The 22,051-nt window shown below is 71.2% G+C and carries 3 protein-coding genes; all 3 read left to right on the top strand.

Annotated elements, in window-relative coordinates; translation table 11 throughout:
- Positions 1-276: 276 nt before the first annotated feature.
- Genes ACWF9G_RS18155 through ACWF9G_RS18145 form a run of 3 tightly spaced genes read left to right on the top strand, consistent with a single transcriptional unit; the run spans position 277 to position 22,042 of the window.
- Positions 277-18,735, top strand: coding sequence for a non-ribosomal peptide synthase/polyketide synthase (locus ACWF9G_RS18155; RefSeq protein ID WP_452516558.1), 18,459 nt, complete (start codon positions 277-279; stop codon positions 18,733-18,735).
- The gene (locus tag ACWF9G_RS18150; protein WP_452516556.1) at positions 18,735-21,830 is read left to right on the top strand and encodes an AMP-binding protein; all 3,096 of its coding nucleotides are present in this window, start codon (positions 18,735-18,737) and stop codon (positions 21,828-21,830) included. The genes ACWF9G_RS18155 and ACWF9G_RS18150 overlap by 1 nt, the downstream gene beginning before the upstream one ends.
- Complete coding sequence (locus ACWF9G_RS18145) at positions 21,827-22,042, top strand: MbtH family protein (RefSeq protein WP_308426088.1); 216 nt, start codon at positions 21,827-21,829, stop codon at positions 22,040-22,042. The genes ACWF9G_RS18150 and ACWF9G_RS18145 overlap by 4 nt, the downstream gene beginning before the upstream one ends.
- The last annotated feature ends 9 nt before the right edge of the window (positions 22,043-22,051 follow it).

Genomic DNA, 22,051 nt, shown 5'->3' with positions numbered 1-22,051 from the left:
AGTGACAACGCCGAGGCGCGAGGTTCGAGCCGCGGCCGCGATGTTGGAGGAACGATCAACAGCTAGGCACCGCGACGGACACGAACCGTCTGTCGCGCCGACGGCCGACCGGTCGTCGATCTCGTCCACATGATCTGTCGGGGATCCTGCGCGAGTGTGGCGTCACGCCCACTGCGCTCATGCCGAATTTCTCGGTCTCACGGAGTACGCCAGGTGTCTTCGTGCTGCCCGAAAAACGTTCGGTCTGCTGTTTTTTCGCGATTCGAGGAGGCTCTGGTGCACGGTACGGAGTTGGGTGGGTTCAGCGCGCGACCACAGGAAGCGGAGGCCGCGTCGGCGCCGTTCCCGCTGACCCCCGCCCAGCTGGGTGTCTGGTACGCACAGCTGCTCGACCCCGATGTCCCGATCACCATCGCCCAGTACGTCGACATCACCGGTGCGCTGGATGCCGCTGTGCTGCAACAGGTCACGGCCGAGGCTGCGCACGCCTACGGCTCCCCGCTGGTGCGCATCGGCGAATCCGACGGCGTCCCGTACCAGGTCGTCGACCACACCATCCCGGTCGAGACCGAGCTGCCGCTGATCGATCTGCGCCACCACGACGACCCGGTCGCCGCCGCGCATGAGTGGATGCGCGCGGAATTCGGCGCCCCGATCGACCTGCTCACCGACCGGCTGGTGGCGGGTGCGGTGCTGCGGGTCGGCGAGGCGCGCTGGTTCTGGTACCTGCGCGGACACCACATCGTGCTCGACGGCTACGGCGCCTTCACCAACTCCCAGCGCATCGCCGAGCTCTACACCGCCCGCGTGCTCGGCACCCAGGCACGCGAGGTCGTGCCCGGTGACCTGGCCGAACTCGTCGAGGGCGAACAGCGCTACCGCGAGAGCACCCGGTTCGCGGGCGACCGCGAACACTGGGCCGAGCGCATCGCGGGCCTGGACAGCCCGACCGGGCTCGACACCCGCACCGCCCCGCGCGCCGCGATCAACCTGGTGACCGGCGGACGCCTCTCGGAAAAGCTGGTCGATCGGCTGGAAACCATTGCCGCCAGCGATGATTCGACCATCTCGGCGGTGCTGCTCGCCGCCTTCGCCGCCTACCTCGGCCGGCTCACCGACACCCCGGACGCGGTGCTGAGCCTGCCCGTCACCGCCCGCACCACCGCGGTGATGCGCCGCTCGGCGGGCATGCTGTCCAATATCGTGCCGCTGCGCCTGCCCACCGGCGCGGCGGGCGCCACCACCACGTGGGGTGAGCTGCTGCGCGCGGCGCGGGTGGAGGTGGCCGGTGCGCTGCGGCATCAGCGCTACCGCGCCGAGGACATCCGCCGCGACGCCGAGGACGACGGCCGCCCCGCCCGGCGCGCGCTGTTCGGCCCGCTCGCCAACTTCATGCTCTTTCGCAGCGACCTCACCCTCGGCACCACCACCGGCCGCTACCGGGTGCTGTCCACCGGCCCGATCGAGGACCTGAGCCTCAACGTCTACTACGGCGACCGCGATCGCGTGCACGTCGACTTCGAGGCCAACCCCAACCTCTACGACGCCGACACCCTGGCCCGCCACCACAGCCGGTTCCTCGGCTTCCTCGAGCGCCTCTCGGCCGCCGACCTGGACACTTCGATCGCCGCCGTCGAGGTGGCGACCGAGCTGGAACTGGAGGTCAGCACCAAGATCTGGAACGCGACCACCTTCGACGTCGAGGCCGCGCTGGCCGAGCGCCGCGTGGCCGCCGCGACGCTGCCCGCGCTGTTCGAAGCGCAGGTCGCCCGCACGCCCGACGCCGTCGCGGTGCGGATGGCGGGCGACGACGACGCGACCATGACCTACGGCGAGCTGGCCCAGCGGGTCAACCGGCTGGCCCGGCGGCTGCGCGCCGACGGCATCGGCCCGGAATCGCTGGTGGCGCTGAGCATTCGGCGTTCGCCGGACCTGGTCGTCGCGATGTACGCGGTCCTCGCCGCGGGCGCGGCCTACGTGCCGATCGACCCGGATCATCCGGCCGAGCGCATCGCGCACATCCTCGGCATTGCCGCACCGGCCGCCGTCCTGACCACCACCCGCGACGGTGCGCCCGGCGCCGACGCGCTGCCGGTGCTGGCCGTGGACGCTCTCGATCTCAGCGGCTGTGCCGACACCTCGCTGACCGATGCCGAGCGCGCCGCACCGCTGCGCCCCGGTCATCCCGCCTACGTCATCTTCACCTCCGGCTCCACCGGCCTGCCCAAGGGCGTCGCGGTCGAGCACGCCGCGATCGTCAACCGGCTGGTGTGGATGCAGCACAGCTACCGGCTGCACGGCATCGACGTGGTGCTGCAGAAGACCCCGATGACATTCGATGTTTCGGTGTGGGAGTTCTTCTGGCCCTTGCAGATCGGCGCGACGCTGCTGCTCGCCGAGCCGGACGGTCATCGCGATCCCGGGTACCTGCGTAAGGTGATCGGCGAATACGGCGTCACGGTCGCGCATTTCGTACCATCGATGCTGGAAGCCTTTCTCGCCCAGCAGGAGATCGCCGAGCGCACCTCGCTGCGACTGGTCTTCGCCTCGGGCGAGGCACTGCCCGCTGCACTGGCGCAGCGGCTGCGGCTGCTCACCGGAGCGCGGCTGCACAACCTCTACGGCCCGACCGAAGCCGCCGTCGATGTCACCTTCCACGAGGTGAACGACGCCGACCGGGTCACGGTGCCGATCGGCGCGCCGGTGTTCAACACCCGGCTCCATGTTCTCGACTCGCGGCTGCGGCCGGTACCGGTCGGGGCTTCGGGTGAGCTGTATCTGTCGGGGGTACAGCTCGCCCGGGGTTATGTCGGACGTCCCGAGCTCACCGCGGGCCGCTTCGTCGCCGACCCGACCGCGCCGGGTGCGCGGATGTACCGCACCGGTGACCTGGTGCGCTGGACGACCAACGGGGAACTGGAATACCTGGGCCGCACCGACTTCCAGGTGAAGCTGCGTGGTCTGCGGATCGAGCTCGGCGAGATCGAAGCCGTGCTCGAAGGCGTCGAGGGCGCGGTGCGCGCGGTGGTCGTCGTCCGCGGCGATGCCGGTGTCGGCGAACAGCTCGTCGCCTATGTCGTGGAATCCGAGCCGGGCACGGTCGCGGTCGAGCAGCTGCGGGAGGCGGCGTTGCGCGCGCTGCCCGGGTACATGGTGCCCGCCGCGTTCGTGCTGCTCGACGCTCTGCCGGTGAACGCCTCCGGCAAGCTGGATCGCAAGGCGCTGCCCGCCCCCGCCCGTATCGTTGTCGCCTACGCCGAGCCGGTCGGCCCGGTGGAGCAGACGGTGGCCAGGGTGTTCGGCGAGGTCCTCGGGCTCGACCGGATCGGCCGCGACGACGACTTCTTCGCGCTGGGCGGCAACAGCCTGGTCGCGACCCAGGTGGCGGCTCGGCTCGGCGCCGACCTCGGCTGCCGGCTCGGCGTGCGCGATCTTTTCGGCGCGACCACCCCCGCCCGGCTGGCCGCCGCGATCGCCGAGCGCGCCGACGCCGGGATCTCCGCCCAGCTGCCGGTGCTGGCGGCGCGTCCGCGTCCCGCGCTGATCCCGCTCTCACCCGCGCAGCAGCGGATCTGGTTCCTCAATCGGTTCGATCCGTCGGCGCCCGGCTACAACATGCCGTTCGTGGTCCGGCTGCGCGGCACCGCGAATCTGTCCGCGCTCGTCGACGCGCTGACCGCCGTCGTCGGGCGGCACGAGGCGCTGCGCACCGTGTTCCCCGCGGTGGATGTGCCCGGCGGCGAGGTGGCCGAGCAGGTCGTGTGTGACGCCGGGATCGTGCGGATCGGTGAGCCGACCACGGTCGCCGCCGTCGACCTGGACGCCGAACTCGCCCGATTCGCCTGCGCCGGTTTCGATCTCGAACGCGAGGCGCCGTTCCGCGCGCACATCTTCGTCGTCACGGATGAACCGTACGAGTGCGCGCTTGCGGTCGTCCTGCATCACATCGCGGCCGACGGTGTTTCGCTGCAGGTGCTGGTGCGCGATGTGCTCACCGCCTACCAGGCCGCCACCGCGGGCATCGAGCCAGGCTGGGCGCCGCTGAGTGTGCAGTACGCCGACTACGCGCTGTGGCAGCGCGAACTGCTCGGGGTGGAAACCGATCCGCAGTCGCTGGCCGCCCGCGAAATCGCTTTCTGGGAGCGAACTCTGGCGGGTCTGCCCGATCAGCTGGAACTTCCGTCGGCGCGGCCGCGTCCGGTCGAGCCGAGCATGCGCGGCGCCCGGACCGGCTTCACCATCGGCGCCGGCCTGCACCGGCAGCTGTCCGAGCTGGCCAACCAGGCGGGGGCGTCGCTGTTCATGGTGCTGCACACGGCGCTGGCCGTGCTGCTGGCCCGGCTCGGCGGCACCACCGACATCGCGATCGGCACGGGCGTCGCGGGCCGCGGCGACCGGGCGATCGACGATCTGATCGGCATGTTCGTCAACACCCTAGTGCTGCGTACCGAGATCGACCCGGCCGCGAGCTTCACCGCGGTACTGGAACACACCCGCGAGACCGACCTCGCCGCGTTCGCGCACGCCACGGTCCCGTTCGACCGGCTGGTCGACGTGGTGAACCCCGCTCGTTCGCAGTCTCGGCACCCGCTGTTCCAGGTGGCACTGAATTTCCAGGCCGTACTCGACACCAGCTTCGAGCTCGGCGGCGCCCCGGTGTCGGTGCACGAGATCGAACTCGACATCACCAAGTTCGACCTGCAGATCACCCTCGCCGAACGGCGCGGTGCCGCAGGCGAAGCCGCGGGCATCGACGCCGTCGCCCTCTACGCCACCGACCTGTTCGACGATGCCGAGATCGTCTACCTCGGCGCGCGTTTCGTGCGCCTGCTCGGCGCGGCGGTGTCCGCACCGGAGACGCCGGTCGGTGATCTTCCACTGCTGTCGGCGGCCGAACAGGCGCGCCTGACCGGCATGCGCGGCGCACCCGTCACCGCCACCGGTCTGCTTCCCGACCTCCTCGCCGCCGCCGTCGCGGCCGACCATGATCGGGTCGCGGTCACCGACGGCGACCGCGGCCTCACCTACCGGGAACTCGACCGGGCGTCCTCCCGGCTGGCGCGGGTGCTCATCGACGGCGGTGTCGGCCCCGATGACATTGTCGCGGTGGGTATTCCGCGCTCGATCGAGTCGGTGCTCGCGGTGTGGGCCATCGCCAAGGCCGGTGCCGCCTGGCTGCCCGTCGACCCGAGCTACCCGCTCGAGCGGATCACCCATATGGTGACCGATTCCGGTGCGCGAGTAGGTCTTACGGTGTCGGCGGCGCAGGACGCACTGCCTGGCCCGGCCGATTGGCTCGTCCTCGACGAGCTGAAGCTGATGGCCGACTGCGCCGCCCGCTCCAGCGATCCCGTCACCGACGCCGACCGGGTGCGGCCGCTGCGCACCCAGCATCTGGCCTACGTCATCTACACCTCCGGCTCCACCGGCCTGCCCAAGGGCGTGCTGGTGACCCAGGCAGGCATCGCCGGGTTCGCCGCCGAAGAGACCGACCGCATGTTCGGCACCCCCGACGCGCGGGTGCTGCAGGTCGGGTCGCCCTCGTTCGACATCTCCGTGATGGAGCTGCTGCTCGCGGTGAATTCCGCCGCCACCCTGGTGATCGCGCCGATGGGCCGTCACGTGGGCGCCGACCTCGCGCGATTGCTGGCCGAGGAGCGGGTCACCCACGCCCTGATGACCCCGTCGGGTCTGGCGGTGCTCGATCCCGCGCAGCTCGACGACCTGCGCATGGTGATGGTCGGCGGCGAAGCCTGCCCGCCCGACCTGGTCGCCCGCTGGACCGAGGGCGCCGTGCCCCGCGCGTTCGTCAACGCCTACGGCCCCTCCGAGACGACGGTCGCCACCAATATCAGCGCCCCGCTGTCCGCGCACGCGCCACTGACCCTCGGCACCCCGCTGCGCGGCATCGCCCAGTGGGTCCTCGACGACCGGATGCAGCCGGTCCCCGCCGGCGTCCCGGGTGAGCTGTATGTCGCGGGCGCGCAGGTGGCCCGCGGCTACCGCAGCCGCGCCGCCCTCACCGCAGGCCGCTTCGTCGCCTGCCCGTGGGAGCCGGGCGTGCGCATGTACCGCACCGGTGACCTGGTCCGCTGGACCGCCGAGGGCACCCTGGAATACCTGGGCCGCAACGACGACCAGGTGAAACTCCGCGGCTTCCGCATCGAACTGGGCGAGATCGAAGCCGCCCTGCTCGCCCAGCCGTCGGTGCGCCAGGCGGTCGTGCTGGTTCGCGCCGACGCGCACAGAGGTGACCAGCTGGTCGCGTACCTGGTGCCCGTCAACGCCGACGCCGCATTGCGCGGGGCCGCCGATGCGCGAGAAGGTTTCAGGGCCAACGGAATCGGGGTCGTTGCGAACGCGAATTCGTCGCACGACCGTGGGTCGGCCGGTGTCGATGCCGAAGTGGACTCTGACTCTGATGTGTCGCGAAAGGGTGTGGAGACGCCCGGCATCGGTGTCGAGGCGGTCGCGCCACGCGAGATTGTGCAGCCCGAGGTCGATGTCGTGGCGATCGAGACCGCCCTGCGCGGGTCCCTCGCCGCGCACATGGTGCCGTCCGCGTTCGTCGTCATCGACGCGCTGCCGCTCACCCCGGGCGGCAAGCTCGACCGCCGTGCGCTGCCCGAGCCGGTGTTCGCCGCTCGTGCGTTCCGTGCGCCCGCCGCGGGTGCCGAGACCGTGGTTGCGCAGGTGTTCGGCGAGGTGCTCGGTGTCGAGCGGGTCGGCACCGACGACGACTTCTTCGCGCTCGGCGGCAACTCGCTGGTCGCCACCCAGGTGGTCGCGCGCCTCGGCGCCGCGCTCGGTGTGACGGTGTCGCTGAAGGTGCTGTTCGAGGCGCCGACGGTCACCGCGCTCGCGGCCCGCCTCGGCACGGGCGAGACGGCACCGGCCCGGCTGCCGCTGGTGGCAGGGCAACGCCCGCAACGGATTCCGCTGTCCTACGCGCAGCAGCGCATGTGGTTCCTCAACCAGTTCGACGCGGATTCGGTGGCCGACAATATCGCCGCCGCCATCCGCCTGACCGGCACGCTCGACCACGCCGCTATGACCGCCGCGGTCGCCGCGGTGTTCGCCCGCCACGAGGCGCTGCGTACCCGCTACCCGTCCGTCGACGGCATCCCCTTCCAGCAGGTGCTCGCCGCCGAACAGCTGACGATCACGCTCGAGCCCGAAGCCGTCGACCCTGCCGCGCTCGATGACCGGATTCGTACCGTCGCCGCGGTGCCCTTCGCGGTCGACCAGGAACCGCCGGTGCGCCTGCATCTGCTGCGCACCGCCGCCGACGAGCACGTCCTGGTCCTGGTGCTGCACCACATCGCCGCCGACGGCTGGTCGGTCGCCCCGCTCACCCGAGACGTGATGGTGGCCTACGCCGCTCACCTCGCGGGCACCGCACCGCGATGGACCCCGCTGCCGGTGCAGTACGCCGACTTCGCCCTGTGGCAGCGCGCCGCACTCGGCGCCGAGGACGATCCCGATTCGCCGATGGCGCGCCAGATCGATTTCTGGACAACCGAACTCGCCGAGCTGCCCGACCTGCTCGCCCTGCCCGCCGATCGTCCGCGCCCCGCGGTCGCCTCGGGCCGCGGCGCCCGCCACACCTTCGCCGTTCCGGCCACGATCACCGACCGGCTGCGCGCGCTCGCCGCCGACACCCAGGCCTCGCTGTTCATGGTGCTGCATGCCGCCTTCGCCGCTACCCTGGCGAAACTGTCCGGCCAGCAGGATATTTCGATCGGCACCCCGGTGGCCGGCCGTGGCGATCAGGCGCTCGACGAGCTCGTCGGCATGTTCGTCAACACCCTCGTGCTGCGTACCCAGATCCGCCCCGACGCCACCTTCGCCGAACTCGTCGGCACCGTCCGCGACGGTGACCTGCGCGCCCTGGCCAACACCGATGTCACCTTCGACCGGCTCGTCGAAGCGCTCAACCCCGAGCGCTCCACCGCCAGGCACCCGCTGTTCCAGGTGATGCTCGACTTCCAGAACAACACCCAGACCGAACTCGAACTCGCGGGCCTCACCGCTTCCGAAATCGAGATCGACACCTACACCGCCAAATTCGACCTGCAGCTGACCCTGCGCGAGACCACCGACGGCCTGCTCGCCCGCTTCGAGTACGCCACCGACCTGTTCGACGCGCAGACCATCACAGATTTCGGTACCCGCCTGCTGCGGGTGCTGGATACGGTGACCGCCGATCCCAGCGTCGTGATCGGCGACATCGACCTCCTCGGCGCCGCGGAGCGCACCCGCATCCTCGACACCTGGAACGCCACCGAATACCCGGTCGACGAGTCCATGACGCTGGTCTCGCTGTTCGCGGCCCAGGCGGCGCGCACCCCTGGCGCGATCGCGCTGACCTGCGAGGACGAATCGCTCAGCTACGCCGACTTCGCCGAGCGGGTCAACCGCCTCGCGCGCCTGCTGATCTCGATCGGCGTCCGTCCGGACCGCACCGTGGCCATCGGCATGCACCGCTCCACGGACCTGGTCGTCGCCATGTACGCGGTGCTCGCCGCGGGCGGCGCCTACGTGCCGCTGGACCCGGAGCACCCGGCCGAACGCCTCGCCGACGTCATCGACGCGGCGGACCCGGTCTGCGTCCTCACCCGCTCGATCGACGAACTCGACCTGCCCGCGACGACGTCGGTTCCGGTGCTCGAGTTCGAGCAGCTCGACACCGCCGACTATCCGGCCGAGCCGATCACCGATGCCGACCGCCTCGCCACCCTCGCACCGGCCAATGCGGCCTATCTGATCTTCACGTCCGGCTCGACCGGCAAGCCCAAGGGCGTCGTCGTCTCGCACGCCTCGATCGTCAACCGCCTGGTGTGGATGCAGGACGCCTACCGCCTCACCGCCGCCGACACCGTGCTGCAGAAGACTCCGGCGACCTTCGACGTCTCGGTGTGGGAGTTCTTCTGGCCCTTGCAGATCGGCGCTCGGCTGGTGCTGGCCCGGCCCGACGGCCATCGAGACCCGGCCTACCTGGCCGACCTGATCGACGCCGAGTCGGTCACTGTCGTCCACTTCGTGCCGTCGATGCTGTCGGTGTTCGTCGCCGCTCTCGGCGCGTCCTCGACCGCCCTCGTCGACGACACGAGCATCGGGACGGTCGCGGGCGGCGCCTCGGCGAGCGCGCTCCCCGGGAACGTGACCGGTACGGCGGCCGGACGATGCGCGTCGTTGCGCATGGTGTTCGCGTCCGGTGAGGCGCTGCCGCCCGCACCCGCTCAGCTGTTGCGCCGCCACACCGGTACGGCTGTGCACAACCTGTACGGTCCGACCGAGGCCGCGGTCGACGTCACCTTCCACGAGGTCGTCGACGCCGATGTGCTCACCGTGCCGATCGGCGAGCCCGTCCACAACACCCGCGTCTACGTGCTCGACGCGCGGCTGCGGCCGGTCCCGGTGGGCGTCCCCGGCGAGCTCTACCTCGCCGGCGCCCAGCTCGCCCGTGGCTATGCGGGTCGCGCCGACCTGACCGCCGACCGTTTCGTCGCCGACCCGTTCGCCGTGTCCGCTGCGGGGGCTCCCGAGAGCCCTGCGGGCTCGCGCATGTACCGCACCGGTGACCTGGTCGCCTGGACCGCCGACGGCGAGCTGGAGTACCTGGGCCGCACCGATTTCCAGGTGAAACTGCGCGGTCTGCGGATCGAGCTCGGTGAGATCGAGGCCGCGTTGGCCGACCTGGCCGAGGTCGCGCAGGCGGCGGTCGTCGTCCGCGACGACCTGCTGGTGGCCTATCTGGTCGCGGCGACGGACATCGACACCGATGGGGTGAAGGCTGCTCTCACCCGCACGCTGCCCGCCTACATGGTTCCCGCGGCGTACGTCGAACTCGACGCCTTCCCGCTCAACGCCTCCGGCAAGCTCGCCCGCTCGGCACTGCCCGAGCCGGTTTTCGAGGCCGCCGTGTTCCGCGCCCCGGTCACCGAGGTGGAACGGATCGTGGCGATCACGTTCGCCACCGTGCTCGGTTTCCCCGCCGACCGGGAAGTCGGCCTGGACGACGACTTCTTCGCCCTCGGTGGCAACTCGCTCAATGCCACCCAGGTGGCCGCCCGACTCGGCGACGCCCTCGACACCCAGGTGCCCGTGCGACTGCTGTTCGACGCGCCGACCGTGGCAGCCCTGGCCGAACGGTGCGTCGCGCTGCGGGGCACCGGCCGTCGCCTCCCGCTGGCCACTCGCGAACGCCCGCAGCGGATTCCGCTGTCCGCGGCGCAGCGCCGGATGTGGTTCCTCAACCGCTACCTCGCCGATGCCGACGGCCCCGGCGACGCCGTCGACAACATCCCGGTCGCACTGCGCCTGTCCGGTGCGCTCGACATCACCGCGCTCGAAGCGGCCATCGCCGATGTCGTCGACCGGCACGAAACCCTGCGCACCAGCTACCCGGACGGCCCGGAAGGCGCCGAGCAGCTGATCGCCGACGCCGCACGCCTCGTACTGCGGCCGGAGCCGATCACCGAGGCCGAGCTGCCCTTGCGCCTGTTGTCCTGCGCCGCGATCAGATTCGACCTCACCACCGAAATCCCGTTCCGCGCAGCACTGTTCGCCGTGGCTGACGAGCACGTCCTCGTGCTGGTGATCCATCACATCGCCGCCGACGGCTTCTCCCTCGGCCCGCTGGCCGCCGACCTGATGACCGCCTACGCCGCCCGCCGCGACGGCACCGCCCCCGCGTGGTCGCCGCTGCCGATCCACTACGCCGACTACGCGCTCTGGCAGGACGAGAACCTCGGCGAGGCGACCGATCCCACCTCCCTCGCACACACCCAGCTGGCGTTCTGGCGTCGCGGCCTGGCCGGTCTCTCGGAGCAACTGGAACTGCCGACCGACCGCCCCCGCCCCGCCGAGTCCAGCTTCCGTGGCGGCGTGCACCGGTTCCAGATCGACTCCGATCTGCACAGTGAACTGCGTGAACTGGCCCGCAAGCACGAGGCCACCCTGTTCAGCACCGTGCACGCGGCGCTGGCGGTGCTGCTGGCCCGGCTCTCCGGCGGCAGCGACATCGCCATCGGCACCCCCGTCGCCGGCCGTGGTGAGGCCGCGCTCGACGGGCTGATCGGCATGTTCGTCAACACCCTCGTGCTGCGCAGCCAGATCGACCCGCGCGCCGAATTCGAGACCACCCTCGACGCCGTGCGCGCCGGTGACCTCGACGCGCTCTCCCACGCCGACATCCCCTTCGAGCAGATCGTCGACGCGGTGGACCCGGCCCGCTCCCGTAACCGCCACCCGCTGTTCCAGGTGGCACTGGTCCTGCAGAACTTCACCGTGCCCGCGCTCGAGGCCGCCGGGCTGACAGTCGCGCCCGTCGACTTCGACGCCGCGGTCGCCAAGTTCGACCTGCAGTTCACCGTCCGCGAATCCGACGACGTCGACGGCCGCGCCGACGGCATGGCCATCGAAATCGCCTACGCCACGGATCTGTTCGACGCGGGCAGCATCGCGGTGCTGGCCCGCCGGTTCACCCAGGTGCTGGCCGCCGTCGTCGCCGATCCGACCGTCGTGGTCGGTGACATCCAGCTGCTCAGCGCCGAGGAACAGCAGCGCACCCTGCACGACTGGGCGACCACCGGCAGCTCGGTGGCCTCGGACACCGAGACCATGCTGGACCGGTTCGCTCACGTCGCCGCGGCCGACCCGCAGGCCGTCGCGGTGAAGGCGGGCCCCGACGCCCTCACCTACGGTGAGCTCGACGCCTGGTCCAACCGTCTGGCCCGGCGTCTCGTCGGAGCCGGCGTCGGCCCGGAAACACTGGTGGCCGTTGCCCTTCCGCGTTCGGTGGAACTGGCCGTCGCACTGCTGGCCGTGCTCAAGGCGGGCGGCGGCTACCTGCCGATCGACCCGAACTACCCGGCCGACCGCATCGAGTACGTCCTCGACGACGCCCGTCCGCTGTGCGCGATCGCCACCGCCGGCGCCGGACTGGCTCGCGACTGGTTCGGCGGCCCTGTACTCGACCCCGCCGCCGACACCCTGAGAGGCCACTCGGCCGCACCGCTGACCGACGCGGACCGCCGCGCGCCGCTGACCTCGGCGAACACCGCCTACGTCATCTACACCTCCGGCTCCACCGGCCGCCCCAAGGGCGTGGTGATCCCGCACACGAACGTCCTCGCGCTGCTGGACAACAGCGCCGGCCACTTCGGCTTCGGCCCGTCGGACGTGTGGACGATGTTCCACTCCTACGCCTTCGACTTCTCGGTCTGGGAACTGTGGGGCGCGCTGCTGACCGGCGGCTCGGTGGTCCTGGTCGACTACTTCACCTCGCGCTCGCCCGAGCAGTTCCGTGCACTGCTGCTCGCCGAGCGGGTGACCGTGCTCAACCAGACCCCGTCGGCGTTCTACCAGCTCATCGCCGCCGATCTGGCTGCGCCGCGAGCGGCGGGCCCGGAGGAGGTAGCGGAGCGTAACCACGCAGGGTCCTCGGGAGCGGCGCCGTCGGATACTGCGCCCGCTCACTACGCGCTGCGTACGGTGATCTTCGGTGGTGAGGCGCTGGAACCGCAGCGGTTGTCGGGCTGGTTCGCCCGCTACCCGCACTCGCCGCGTCTGGTGAACATGTACGGCATCACCGAGACCACGGTGCACGCCTCCTATCGGGAGATCACGCCGGACACCGGTTCGGCCAGCGTGATCGGCAGTGCTCTCACGGGACTGACTGTGCGCCTGCTGGATTCGCGCCTGCGCCCCGTTCCGGTTGGCGTGCCCGGCGAAATCTATGTCTCCGGGGCGCAATTGGCGCGCGGCTACCTGGCTCGTCCCGCGCTGACCGCGAGCCGATTCGTCGCCGACGCCTACGGCGCACCGGGCAGCCTGGCCTACCGCTCCGGTGACCTGGCGCGCTGGACCGCCTTCGGCGAACTCGAGTACCTGGGCCGGGCCGACCAGCAGGTCAACCTGCGCGGTTTCCGTGTCGAGCTCGGCGAGATCGAAGCCGCGCTGCTGCACAGCTCGGTGGCTCCGCGCGAGGTCGCGGTGCTGGTGCGCACCGACCTGGTCGACGAGCCAAGGATCGTGGCCTACCTGGTCGCAGGCCCGGACACCGGTCACATCGAGGCCGCCGCGATCCGCCAGGAACTGGCCCGCACGCTGCCCGAGCACATGCTCCCGGCCGCCGTCGTGCCCGTCGAGCGCATTCCGCTGACCGTCAACGGCAAGCTGGACCGGGCCGCGCTGCCCGCTCCGGTCTTCGAGACCACCGTCTACCGCAAGCCGGCCACGGTGACCGAGGAGATCATCGCCGCGGTCTACGCCGAGGTGCTCGGCCGTACCGCCGCCGACGACCAGCCGATCGGCGCCGACGACGACTTCTTCGCCCTCGGCGGCAGCTCGCTGCTCGCGGCGAAGGCGGTGGCCAGGATCGGCGCCGCGCTGGACCGGCGGGTCGGCGTGCGGACCCTGTTCGAGACACCGCGCGTCGGCGAGCTGGCCGCGGCCGTGGACGCGCAGGCGAAGGTCGACCGTCCCGCGCTGGTCGGCCGGGCCCGTCCCGAGCAGCTGCCGCTCTCGCCCGCACAGCAGCGGATGTGGTTCCTGAACCGTTTCGACCGCGCCTCGGTGGCCTACAACATCCCGTTCGCGCTGCGCCTGTCCGGTGATCTCGATGTCGCCGCGCTGCGAGCCGCGGTGGGCGATCTGGTCGCCCGCCACGAATCGCTGCGGACGGTGTACCCGGAGTTCGACGGGGCGCCCGTGCAGTCCATCATGACTGCCGCTCAAGCGATTCCGTCGCTCGAGCGGATCGCTGTCACCGAGGCCGAGCTGCCCGGCGCGATCCGCGACCTGGCCGCGACCACCTTCGACGTCACCGCCGAGATCCCGGTCCGGCTGCGCCTGTTCCAGGTGAGCGCTGTATCCGGCGGTGATGCTCCCGAGGGCCAAGCGGGGTCACGCTCCGCCACCGCCACCGCCACCGCCACCGCCACCGCCACCGCCGCCACCGCCACCGTCGGCACCGCCATCGGCACCGGCACGGGTGGCGGGGAGGGCACCGGCATGGTTACCTCCACCTCCACCTCCACCTCCGGATCCGGTGGAACCATCGCGGGCGAATTCGTGCTCGCCGCCGTCCTGCACCACATCGCCGCCGACGGCTCGTCGATCGCACCGTTCGTCGCCGACCTGATGCGCGCTTACACCGCGCGCCTCGCCGACACCGCGCCCTGCTGGACGCCGCCCGCGGTGCAGTTCGCCGACTACGCGCTGTGGCAGCGCGAGCTGCTCGGTGACGAAGCCGACCCGGAATCCGTTGCCGCCCAGCAGGTCAGCTACTGGCAGACCCAGCTGGCCGAACTGCCCGATCAGCTGACCCTGCCCACCGACCGGCCCCGCCCGGCCCGGCAGAGCCTGCGCGGCGACAAGGTGAGTTTCACCGTCGACGCCGACCTGCACGCCGCGCTCGTCGCCCTTGGCCGCGGCACGGGCGCCACCCTGTTCATGGTGGTGCACGCGGCCTTCGCCGCCCTGCTGGCTCGCCTCTCGGGAACCGCCGACATCGCCGTCGGCACCCCCAACGCGGGCCGTGGCGAAGCCGAGCTCGACGAGGTCATCGGCATGTTCGTCAACACCCTGGTGCTGCGCACCCAGGTCGCGGCCGATGCGCCTTTTACCGACCTGCTCGGCGCCGCCCGCGCCGCCGACATCGCCGCGTTCTCCCACGCGGATGTGCCGTTCGAGCGCCTGGTCGAGGTCCTCAACCCGGCCCGCTCCACCGCCCGGCACCCGCTGTTCCAGGTCGGCTACTCGTTCCAGAACCATGAGCGCGGTCAGCTCGAGCTGCCGGGACTGACCGTCTCCGACATCGAATTCGATTCCGGCGTCGCCCAATTCGACCTGCATCTGTTCGCGCTCGATCACTACACCGCCGACGGCGCACCCGCCGGTATCGAGATGGCGCTGGGCTACGCGACCGACCTCTTCGACGCGGACACTGCCGAGCGGTTCGCCGATCAGCTGCGCCGGGTGCTCGAATCCGTCACCGCCGCACCGGAAACCGTCGTCGGCGATCTCGATCTGCTCGGCGCCGACCGCACCCTGGTGCTCGACACCTGGAACGCCACCGCGCACCCGGTCGAGCGGACCACCCTGGCCGACCTCGGCGCCCGCCAGGCCGCCGCCACCCCCGATGCGCTCGCGCTGGTGGACGGCGAGACCGGCGAATCGCTCGACTACGCCGCCTTCGACGGCCGTGTCAACCGGATCGCCCGGCTGCTGATCGCCGAAGGCGTCGGCCCGGAACGCACCGTCGTGCTGGCCATGCGGCGCGGTCTCGACCTGGTGATCGCCATGCACGCCGTCGTGCGTGCGGGCGGCGCCTACGTGCCGATCGACCCCGATCACCCGGTCGACCGGATCGCCTACATCGTGTCCACCGCGGCCCCGCTGTGCGTGCTGACCACCGCGGGCGACGGTCTTCCGCTCACCGTCGATGTGCCGGTGTTCGAACTGGACCACCTTGCGCTGCACGGACTCTCGGACCACCCGGTCTCCGATGCCGAACGCACCGCACCACTGCGCCCCGAGCACCCCGCCTATGTGATCTTCACCTCCGGCTCGACCGGTCTGCCCAAGGGCGTCACCATGCCGCACGCCGCGATCGTCAACCAGCTGGCCTGGCTACACGACCGCTTCACCATGACCGGGGCCGACCGCGTCCTGCTGAAGACCCCCGCCACCTTCGACCTGTCGGTATGGGAGTTCTGGTCACCCCTGACCTCCGGTGGCGCCCTGATCGTCACCCGCCCCGGCGACGAACGCGATCCGGATCGTTTGCGCACCACCATGTCCCGCCACGGCGTCACGGTCCTGCACGCGGTTCCGTCGCTGGTCGGCATGCTGCTGGCCACCGAAGCCGGACTGCCGGACTCCTTACGCGCCGTCCTCGCGATCGGCGAAGCGCTACCCGCCACCACCGCCGCCCAGTTCCGCGCCTGTGGCGCAGCGGCCCGCCTGCACAACCTGTACGGGCCGACCGAGGCGGCAGTGTCCATCACCGAATACGAAGTGGCACAAGACCCCACGCACGCGGTTCCGATCGGCACCCCCGCCTGGAACAGCGCCCTCTACGTCCTCGACGCCCGCCTTCGCCCCGTACCCATCGGGGTCGCGGGTGAGCTCTACCTGGCCGGTGATCAACTGGCGCGCGGCTACCACGGCCGCCAGGCCCTCACCGCCGACCGCTTCGTCGCCAACCCGTTCGGGGCTCCTGCACGTGGCGCGGCATCGACCGCCGCTCTCGGCTCGCCCGTATCCGCGACTACGGTCGCCTCGACTACCGCAGGTGGAACAGCCACAGACACAGCAATTTTCACCGCTAGGGCGGACGCAGGCGCTGCGGCGACCTCGCCTGCCCACGGTTCGCGGATGTACCGCACCGGCGACATCGTCCGCTGGCGTGCCGATGGCACCCTCGAGTACCTGGAGCGCGCCGACTTCCAGGTGAAGATCGGTGGATTCCGGATCGAGCTCGGCGAGGTCGAGACGGCATTGCTGCGGTGCGCGGGAGTGCGTGCCGCGGTGGCGATCGCCAAGACCGATGAGCGGGCCGGTTCGCGCCTGATCGCCTACGCCGCTGTCGCCGATCTGACCCCCGGCGACGAGCCGGCGATCGCCGCCCGGCTGCGGGGTGAACTCGCCGCTGAGCTGCCCGCGTACATGGTGCCTGCCGCGCTGGTCGTACTCGACGCGTTGCCGCTCAATGCCAACGGCAAGGTCGACCGGGCCCGGCTGCCCGAGCCGGAGTTCGCGGAGGCGGCCTTCCGCGCGCCGGTCACCGCGACCGAACAGCTGGTCGCGCAGACCTTCGTCGAGGTGATCGGCTGCGCGAGCGCAGGCCTGGACGACGACTTCTTCGCCCTCGGCGGCAACTCGCTGATGGCGACCCGCCTGGCTGCCCGGCTCGGCGCGGCGCTGGGCGCGCAGGTGCCGGTGGCCGCGGTGTTCGACGCCCCGACCGTGGCCGCGCTGGCCGAACGGCTCGGCAGCATCGATCGCTCGATCGCCCGTCCGCCGCTGACCCGGCGCACCGGTGACGGGCCCGCGGTGCTCTCGCCCGCGCAGCAGCGCATGTGGGTGCTGCACCAGCTCTCGCCCCAGTCGGCGGCCTATCACATCCCGGCCGCCATCCGTCTCACCGGCGACCTCGACCTGCCCGCCCTGCAGTCGGCGGTCGGCGACCTGCTGGCCCGCCACGACACCCTGCGTACCCGCTACCCCGACACCGCGGCGGGGCCGGTCCAGCAGGTGATGCCCGCCTGGTCCGCCGCGGTCGAACTGACCCCGATCCCGGTCTCGCCCGCCGACGTCGAGGCCAGGATCGCCGCCCTGGTCGCGCAGCCGTTCGACATCATGGCCGCACCGCCGGTCCGGGTGGCGCTCTACGGCCTGGGCGCGGGCGATCACGTCCTCGTCGTCGTGGTGCACCACATCAGCGCCGACGGCTACTCCATCGCCCCGCTCACCCGGGACCTGGTGCGCGCCTATGTCGATCGCACCGAAGGCCGCGAACCCGGCTGGGCGCCACTGGAAATCCAGTACGGCGACTTCAGCGCCTGGCAGCACGAGCTGCTCGGCACGGACAGCGACCCGGACAGCGTGCTCACCCAGCAGCTGAGCTACTGGACCCGCGAACTGGCCGGTGCGCCCGAACTCCTCGCGCTGCCCACCGACCGACCAAGGGCCACCCGGCGTGAGATGCGCGGTGCGGCTGAACAGTTCGAGGTCGACGCCGAGCTCACCCGCCGTCTCGACGAGGTGGCCCGCGCCAACGGCACCACCCTGTTCACGCTGGTGCACAGCGCCTTGGCGGTGCTGCTGGCCAAGCAGTCCGGCAGCGCCGACATCACCATCGGCGCACCGGTCGCAGGCCGCGGCGCTCGCGAACTCGACGACCTGGTCGGCATGTTCGTCAACACCGTCGTCCTGCGCACCGAAGTGAACTCGCGAGCGCCGTTCACCGACCTGCTCGCCCAGGCCAGGCGACGTGACCTCGCCGCCATCACGCACGCCGACGTCCCGTTCGAGCAGGTCGTCGATGCCATGGGCCGGGCCCGCTCGGGCGCCTACACCCCGCTGTTCCAGGTCATGCTCACCTTCCAGAACATGCCACCGGGAGGCATCGAGCTACCCGGGCTGCACGTGCGGACGCTGGACCCCGGACTCGGCGAAGCCAAGTTCGACCTGCATTTGACGGCCCTCCAGCGCTACGACACCGACGGCGCACTCGACGGACTCGACGTGTACTTCGGTTACGCCACAGATCTTTTCGACGCATCCACCATCCGGATACTGGCCGAACGGTTCCGCAAGGTCCTTGCGGCCGTCGCGGCCGACCCGGCCGTGGTGGTGCGGGCGATCGACGTGCGCACCGACGCGGAACAGACACCGCGTCCGCGCGCCTACACCATTGCCGATCTGCCGGGCCTCGTCGGCTCGGCGGCCCGGCTCGCGCCGGCGACCGTGGCATTCGCGCACGGCGAGCACGCCATCTCGTTCGAAGCGCTCGACGCCAAGCTCACCGCGGTGAGCAAGGCGATGGGCGCCGCGATGAAACCCGAAGCGCTGGTGAACGTCGCGCTGGCCGGGCTGGTGCCCGGTGTGCTCGCCGCTCTCGGTGCGTCCGGACTCACCACCACTTTGCAAACACTGGTGACCGATGCCGCCGCGGTGATCGCCGGGTCGGGGTCGGCTGACGACACGGAAGGACAACTCTGATGTCGCACACGGATTCGGTCACGGCCGCTGTCTCGATCGACGCGCTGCTGCGTGACCCCGAGGACGAGCGCAGGCGTGACCCGGCGACGCTGCTCGCCGCTTTCACCACCCAGCTCCGCCACGACCCCGACGCTGTCGCGGTGCGTGACGGTGCGACCGAGCTCAGTTACGGCGAGCTCGGCGAACGGGTCGACGCGCTGGCGGCCTGCCTGGCCGCACGCGGCGTCGGACCGGAGACCACCGTCGCGGTGTCGCTGCCGCGCTCGGTCGAGCTCGTCGTCGCCGTGCACGCGGTGATCGCCGCAGGCGGCGCGTTCGTCCTGCTCGATCCGGACGCCCCCACCGACGTGCGGCAGCGCACGGTATCGCTGGCGGCACCCGTTCTGATGATCACCGCGCCGGACACACCCCATCCGAACGGTGTCCCGGCACTGGCGATCGACACCGAACCCAGCGGTGACGTCGCGGCCGACGAGCTACCGGGACCGGGGGCCGACAATCCGGCCTACCTCGTGGTCGATGTGGCGGCGGCGAGCGCGGTCGTCGTCGGACACCGTGCCGCCCAGGCGAATTCGGTGTGGCGGCAGCGGCTCTGCGGCGTCGGCCCCGGTGACGCCGTGCTCTGGCACGCGCCACTGTCCGGTCAGGCGACGGTGGGGGAGATGCTGCTCGCCCTGCAGACCGGCGCCACCCTCGTCCTCCCGACGGGTGCCTCGCTCGCCCGCTCGATCTCCGAGACCGGCGTCACCGCAGCCTGTTTCGATCCCGATCAGCTCGCCGCGCTCGCCGCGCTGCCCGATGCCGAAGAGCGCCTCGATTCCCTGCGCATCGTGCTCAGCTGCGGCGCACCACTGCCCGTCAAGACCGCCGCCGCCCTGCGCGCCGTGAGCGGCGCGACCCTGTGGCACGTCTACGGCAGGCCCGAGACCGCGGGTGAGGTCGTTGCCCACGAGGTCACCGGCGCCGACCTCGAGGTGGTGCCGCTCGGCTCGGCCGCCGACGACGTCGAACTGCTGATCCTCGACGAGCACCTGTGCCCGGTCCCCGACGGTGAAGTCGGCGAACTCTATGTCTCCGGTGTGCAATTGGCGCGCGGATACCTGGGCAGGCAAGCCACCGCGGCCACCTTCCTGGCCAACCCGATCGGCCCGGTCGACGACCGGATGTTCGCCACCGGCGACCTCGTGCGCCGCAGGCCGCCGGGCGACGGCTGGACCGCCGAACTCGAGTTCATCGGCCGCGTCGACGATCGCGACCAGCTCGGGTCCGAGGCGCCGCGCCCGGGCGGGCTCCCCGGCGAACTGCTGCTCGACGAATTCGAAGCGCAGGCCGCCGCGACCCCTTTCGACCCGGCGGTCGTGTACACCCCGAGCACGGGTGACCCGGCCTCGATCATCACCTACGGTGACCTGGACCGGCGCACCAACCAGCTGGCCCGGCACCTGACCGCGCTCGGCGTCGGTCCGGAATCAGCGGTGCTCGTGGATGTTCCGCGCTCGGTGGAACTGATCGTCGCGATGTACGCCGTCCTCAAAGCGGGCGGCGCCGTCGTACCCGTCGACACCGCGACGGCCGTCTTACCGCCGGTCGCGAACCCCGCACTGGTGCTGACCGTGCGCGACCGCGATCACGTGGCGCTGTACGACATTCCGGCCGTCGTCGTCGACGAGGCGCCGCTCGCCGACTACTCCGACGAACCGATCACCCGCGCCGAACGCCGCGCGCCCGTGCTGCCGGAGCATCCCGCGTTCGTGCTGTACCCGCACGGCGCGACCCAGGGCATCACGATCAGCCACATCGCCGCGATGCACCGGCTGACCGGCATCCAGGGCCGCCACGCCTTCACCAACCGCGACGTCTATCTGCATCAGGCGGCCATCGGCGAGGTCACCGAATGGCACGGCTATGTGCTGCCCCTGCGGGTCGGCGCGACCGTCGTCCTCACCGAACCACCCGATCCGGTCCGGTTAGCCGGCCTGGTCGCCGACTACGGCGTGACCACGGCCGACTTCACCCCGCAGCGCCTGGCCGCCTTCACCGAGCACGTCCACCGGGCAGGCCTGCGCGCCGAGATCGTCTCGCTGCGCAGCGTCGTCGTCCTCGGTGCGCCGCTCACCGCGGCCGAGGTCCGTGCCTTCGGCGCGGTGACGGGCGCCCGGCTGCACCACGACTACGGCCGGGCCGAGGCCACCGTCACCCTCACCTACCCGCCCGCACCGCGCACCGACACTCCCGAGCCGCCCGCCGTGCGGGTCCGCGAATGGAACCGCCGCGTCTATGTGCTCGACCCGCGTCTGCGGCCCACGAGCCCTGGCGTCGTGGGGGAGCTGTACCTGTCCGGCGCGCAACTGGCCCGCGGATATCGCGACGACCCGGTGGCGACCGCCGATCGTTTCGTGTCGAACCCGTTCGGGATCCCCGGGGAACGCATGTTCCGCACCGGCGAGCTGGCGCGCTGGGAAATCGACGGCACCACAGCGGCATTGGTTCGCCTCGGTTCCGTCGACCTGCTGAAGACCGGTGCACTGGAATCGTTCCCGGTGTGCGGCGCGAGCATGCGAGCCCGGATCGGTGCCGGGATCGGCGCGCGGATCGCCGAATTGTCCCGCAGGCACGCGGTCCCGCCGTTCGCGGTGGTCAGAGCGGCGATGACGGTCCTGCTCGCCTGGCAGGCAGGCGCCGCCGTCGCCGGCGCCACCACCCTCTCCGAAATCCTCTGTGCCGAGCCGGATCCCGTGGTCGCCTCGGCCACCGCAGCCACCAGCGAATCGTGCGCGGTCACCGGCCCGCTGGGTGAGGTGACACTGAGCTACCTCGACACCGGCGCCTTCGACGTCCCCGGCCTCGAACTCACCGCGATGCGCTTCGACGGCTCGACCGTGGCCGACGGCGTGCACTTCATCGTCTCCGCCAACGCCGACCCCGACGGCAATCTCGGCCTCGAAATCGAATACAGCACAGACCGTTTCGACGACCGCACCGCCGCCACCCTGCTGCGTCGCTTCTCCCGCGCACTCGGCCTGCTCACCGCCGACCCCGACGCCCCGAGCGACTCCTTCGACCTCAGCACCCCCGCCGAAAGGAAAATCCGATGAGCAATCCGTTCGACGACGAGAACGCCCAGTTCTACGTCCTGGTCAACGCCGAAGGCGAACACTCCCTCTGGCCCACCTTCGCCGCCGTCCCCGGCGGCTGGACCGTAGCCTTCGGCGCCGCCACCCGCACCTCCTGCCTCCAGTACGTCGAAGCCCACTGGCTCGACATGCGCCCCAACTCCCTCATCGCCGCCATGGCCAACGAAGGCTGACACCCCGCC

The organism is Nocardia sp. NPDC055029 (genome assembly GCF_053608525.1).
Note: the sequence above shows the minus strand (reverse complement) of the source record. Positions and strands in the feature narration are given on the sequence as shown.

Excerpts from the sequence above, each read along its gene's own strand:
- ACWF9G_RS18145 (WP_308426088.1), top strand. The coding sequence starts at position 21,827 with ATGAGCAATCCGTTCGACGACGAGAACGCCCAGTTCTACGTCCTGGTC.
- ACWF9G_RS18150 (WP_452516556.1), top strand. The coding sequence starts at position 18,735 with ATGTCGCACACGGATTCGGTCACGGCCGCTGTCTCGATCGACGCGCTG.